Raw genomic sequence first — 3767 nt, 5'->3', positions numbered from 1 at the left:
CGCGATGTCGGTGGCGATCAGGGCCTTGACCTCGCCGGCCTTGAAGGCCGCCAGGGCCCGCTCGCGCTGGCCTTGGGTCTTGTCGCCGTGGATGGCGGCCGCTTCGATGCCGCTGGGCGACCAGATACTTGGCCACCCGGTCGGCGCCGCGCTTGGTGCGGGTGAAGACGATCGAGCGTTCGACGGCCTTGTCGGCCAGCAGTTCGGCCAGCAGGGGACGCTTGCGCTGGGCCTCGATGAAGATCAGCGACTGGTCGATGCGCTCGACCGTGGTGGCCGAGGGGGTGATCGAGACCTGGGCCGGGTTCTTCAGCAGTTCGCCGGCCAGCTTGCCGATCTCATTGGGCATGGTGGCCGAGAAGAACAGGTTCTGGCGTTCCTTGGGCAGCTGGCTGGCGATCTTGCGGATCGGCACCACGAAGCCGAGGTCGAGCATCTGGTCGGCTTCGTCGAGCACGAAGATCTCGACGCCCGACAGGATGGCGCTCTTTTCGCCCAGGTGGTCCATCAGGCGGCCCGGGGTGGCCACGACCACGTCGACGCCGGCCGCCAGGGCCTTCATCTGCGGGCCGTACTTCACGCCGCCGAAGATGGTGGCGACGCTGAGGCCCATATGCTTGCCGTAGTCGCGGAAGCTTTCGGCGATCTGGGTGGCCAGTTCGCGGGTCGGGGACAGGACCAGGCAGCGGAAGCCGCGGCGCGGGGCCGGCTTCTTGTTCTCGGCCAGGCGGTGCAGGATCGGCAGGGCGAAGGCGGCGGTCTTGCCGGTGCCGGTCTGGGCGATGCCCAGCAGGTCGCGGCCCGACAGGACGGTGGGGATGGCTTGCGCCTGGATCGGGGTCGGGGTGGTGTAGCCCTTGTCGGTCAGGGCCTTGAGCAGCGGCTTGGCCAGGCCAAGGTCGGTAAATTGAGTCAAGTCGGGTGTCTTTCAGACAGTGCCGCATGACGGCGCGCGCGGTCCTCGCGCGGCGCGTCCATGGGACGGGTCGGTTGGGAGCGCCCCGCGTGGCCCGGGCGGTCTTATGGAAAGTTTCAGGGCGCTCGACAGGCCGGTCCAAGAGGGACCTTCACGCGACTGGAGCGCCGATAGCGCCAGATGGCGCGGGGCTTACATCGTTTATTGCAGGTGCGAAGTCAAGGGGCGGGAGGTCGCGGGCGCGTGGAGGGGCCTTTCGCGGGTTGGGTTTCGAGCCGATCGGCCTCTTGCAACCGCGACCGCCCCGCGCCAAACCCGTCCGATGACCAAGCCCACCCTCCTCGTCGCCGCCGCCGCCCTGATCGACGCCGACGGCCGCGTGCTGATCTGCCAGCGGCCCCAGGGCAAGGCCCTGGCCGGGCTGTGGGAGTTTCCCGGCGGCAAGGTCGAGCCGGGCGAGACGCCCGAGCAGTGCCTGATCCGCGAACTGGACGAGGAGCTGGGGATCCGGGTGGCTCAAGCCTGCCTTGCGCCGTTTGTTTTCGCATCCCACGGTTACGAGTCTTTTCACCTCCTGATGCCACTCTTCCTTCTGCGCCGCTGGGAAGGCCTGGTTACGCGCAAGGAGCACGAGGCCTTGGCATGGGTGAAGCCCGACAAGCTGGCGGACTATCCGATGCCGCCGGCCGACGTGCCGCTGGTCGCCTGGCTGCGCGATCTGCTCTGAGCCGCTTCTGGCGCGACGAGTCCGGGGCCACCGCCGTCGAGACCGGCGTCATCGTCGCCCTGATCTGCGTGGCCATCATCAGCGCCGTCAGCGCCCTCAGCGCCGCCATCAAGGTCAGCTTCGACAAGGCGGGCACGGCCGTGGTCAGCACCAGCGGCAGCTGAGTCCAGAGCTTCAGATCTCTCCCGAAATTCAAGGCGAGGCCGATACCCGGCGCACGGCGGCACCGCCGCGCCGGATCGCGGCGCGGGTGAAGGCAGGAGAGGCGCGGGGCGTCCGGACCGCGTCCGGAGGCTGTGCATGAAAAGTACCGTTTCGACGAAGCTGGACGCCCCGCGCGGTCGTTATCCCTCTGGCCGGGGCGCGCAGGCCTTGTTCAGCCTTTTGCCCCACCCAGGCCTTGATCCTTCGCGACCGGACCCAGCCCCGAAGGCTGCAAACCCGATCGACCCGGAGACCCGGAGCGAACCTTCGGGCGGGCGGGGGTCCTCCGACGGACCTCCCGATAGGCGGGTTTACGTCACCCGCCCTCCGATCAAGCCGTCCGGCCCCGCATCCGCGACTCCGGCGGCCCCGCTCGACCACGACCCGCCGCGCGTCTCGGGCCGGATCCAAGAGCCCTCTCCCTCGCGACGGGATGGCGAGAAGTCTACGGGCGGTTTCAGCGCGTCTGATGGGCGCGCTCGAACTATTTGCAGGGCGTTGAGTTTGTTGGGGTTTGCGGCGGCGTCACCGGGGGTGGAGCGCGGCGGGTCCCCGTTCTGAGCCCTTCCCCCTGGATGGGGGAAGGGTTGGGATGGGGGTGACTCCCACGCCAGCCAAGGGCTCCGTGCGCGTCATCACCCGCCGCATCACCCCCATCCCCGACCCTTCCCCCATCGAGGGGGAAGGGGGCTCGCTCTTGGCGTTGAAAGAACGCCCGCCGGGGCAGGCCGCGCCCTAAAGCCTTGGAGGCGAGCTTGCTCTGGGGTCAGGCCGTGTCAATGACCGCCTCTGGCGGCCGCGTCGCGGCGACGCGACGCGTCGTCATTGACACGGCCTGACCCCAGAGCTCCAATTCCACCAAGGGTTTAAGGCGAGCGCCCATCCGTGGCGGATGCGGGGTGGGTGTTTGATGATTATCGATAAAGGGTGTGTGTCGCGGGTTTAGGGGTTGAGGCTCTTTATCGCGATGTTGGCTATCAGTTGTCGGCGACATAGAGGCGGCGGTCACGGGTATTTTCCTGTCCATGAATTCCGCATCAAAGGAAACGAAATATCTGATGACAGCTCGTCCATGTAATCAAATAGTGTAGCGTATTCGTCAGCCAGTTCCCACACCTCGCTGGAGGTGATTAGGCGCTGTCGAATCGGCTTAGCGGTGGCGGTCATTCGGGAGGTAAGGGTAAACCGCCCAAGGGTGTTGGTTTGAATATCCCCGTGAATAATCTCGTTCCGACGATCGGTAAGCTTCTTCGCCTTATCGAGCGCCTTGGTTGCTGCTCGCTTCACACCATCGGGTACGCCAGAGTGCTCAATCTGGGACCTCGTCATATCCAAGCGCGCCTTCGCCGACACGGTAGAATAGAATAGCGATCTAGAGCGCTCGAACGATATCTTTCCGAGTGCGCTGAGAAGGTTGACGAGGCTTTTTTCGAGGGAAACAGCCGCTAGTGTAAGGACGCCAATTGCGGTGCAGATTTCCAGCCCCTCGCCCTGCAGCTCGGGAAGTCTCGAAGTCATGATCGATGAACCTTCTGAAGACGAAAGATGAGACGAGGACGCGTTCAACGTCGTCCTGGTTAGGGCTCGTGAACATTCTCTACAAACCGCATGAGCCGCTGAAGAAAAGGCGCGAGCCGAAGCCCGCGCCCAAAGAAGGCTAACCCTTCAAAGCCGAAGCTGCCTGACGGCTGCCTAGGTGCTTGCGCTCCTTGACCACCTCATTCACGCGGCCCGGATTGACGTCAAAATAGGCCGCGATCCGGTCCTGATATTCACCCGACCAGAAGCGCAGCCAGACCTGGACCGCCTCCTCAAACGAGAGGTGACGAACCACACGGCGGGGTTGGGATTTCATATAAAGGTTCCTTTATGGAACCCTCGGATTGCTTGACAGCGAGTCCGCGAGGCGTACTTTATGCC

4 protein-coding genes and 1 pseudogene are annotated in these 3767 nt (G+C 65.0%); 2 read left to right on the top strand and 3 right to left on the bottom strand.

Features of this window, described 5'->3' with window-relative positions:
• Positions 1-916 (bottom strand): annotated as a pseudogene (locus tag CSW58_RS12150) (DEAD/DEAH box helicase); the annotation flags it as partial.
• Between the two features lie 322 nt (positions 917-1238).
• Here CSW58_RS12150 and CSW58_RS12145 point away from each other — a divergent pair.
• Positions 1239-1643 carry a (deoxy)nucleoside triphosphate pyrophosphohydrolase gene (locus tag CSW58_RS12145; protein ID WP_099447459.1) on the top strand — a complete coding sequence of 135 codons (405 nt, stop codon included), beginning with the start codon at positions 1239-1241 and terminating at the stop codon, positions 1641-1643.
• Complete coding sequence (locus CSW58_RS12140; protein WP_201721662.1) at positions 1559-1807, top strand: Flp family type IVb pilin; 249 nt, start codon at positions 1559-1561, stop codon at positions 1805-1807. The genes CSW58_RS12145 and CSW58_RS12140 overlap by 85 nt, the downstream gene beginning before the upstream one ends.
• 1045 nt (positions 1808-2852) lie before the next feature.
• Here the strand turns inward: CSW58_RS12140 and CSW58_RS12135 are convergent.
• Complete coding sequence (locus tag CSW58_RS12135; RefSeq protein ID WP_236627813.1) at positions 2853-3413, bottom strand: hypothetical protein; 561 nt, start codon at positions 3411-3413, stop codon at positions 2853-2855.
• Positions 3414-3504: 91 nt separating this feature from the next.
• Entirely contained in the window at positions 3505-3702 is a 198-nt protein-coding gene (locus CSW58_RS12130; RefSeq protein WP_099447457.1) for a hypothetical protein, read from the bottom strand.
• Positions 3703-3767: the final 65 nt, after the last annotated feature.

This window comes from Caulobacter sp. B11, assembly GCF_002737765.1.
In the GTDB taxonomy this organism is placed as follows: Bacteria; Pseudomonadota; Alphaproteobacteria; order Caulobacterales; family Caulobacteraceae; genus Caulobacter.
Note: the sequence above shows the minus strand (reverse complement) of the source record. Positions and strands in the feature narration are given on the sequence as shown.

Bases quoted from the DNA above. Each gene is read 5' to 3' on its own strand.
- CSW58_RS12145 (WP_099447459.1), top strand. From the start codon at position 1,239: ATGACCAAGCCCACCCTCCTCGTCGCCGCCGCCGCCCTGATCGACGCC.
- CSW58_RS12140 (WP_201721662.1), top strand. From the start codon at position 1,559: ATGGGTGAAGCCCGACAAGCTGGCGGACTATCCGATGCCGCCGGCCGA.
- CSW58_RS12130 (WP_099447457.1), bottom strand. From the start codon at position 3,702: ATGAAATCCCAACCCCGCCGTGTGGTTCGTCACCTCTCGTTTGAGGAG.